1 protein-coding gene is annotated in these 230 nt (G+C 67.0%); it reads left to right on the top strand.

Annotation, left to right across the window (positions count from 1 at the left end; all coding sequences use genetic code 11):
• A partial coding sequence (locus tag NLU14_RS22990) for an ATP-binding cassette domain-containing protein (protein ID WP_275710972.1) occupies window positions 1–230 on the top strand: 230 nt, incomplete at both ends.

Genomic DNA, 230 nt, shown 5'->3' with positions numbered 1-230 from the left:
CAGGCGCGCCGCGCGATCGCGGCGATGATCGAGATCTTCGAGCTGCAGGACAAGCTCGACGTCAATGCCGGCACCTTGCCCCTGGGCTTCAAGCAGCGCCTCGCCTTGGCCTGCGCGGTGATGCACGAGCCGCCGGTGCTGTTCCTCGACGAGCCGACTTCGGGCGTCGATCCGGTCACGCGCCGCGAATTCTGGATGCACATCAACGGCCTGGTCGAGAAGGGCGTGAC

It is taken from the genome of Marinobacter iranensis (genome assembly GCF_029207565.1).
Taxonomy (GTDB): domain Bacteria; phylum Pseudomonadota; class Gammaproteobacteria; order Pseudomonadales; family Oleiphilaceae; genus Marinobacter; species Marinobacter iranensis.
This window is presented reverse-complemented; position numbering and strand designations above follow the sequence as displayed.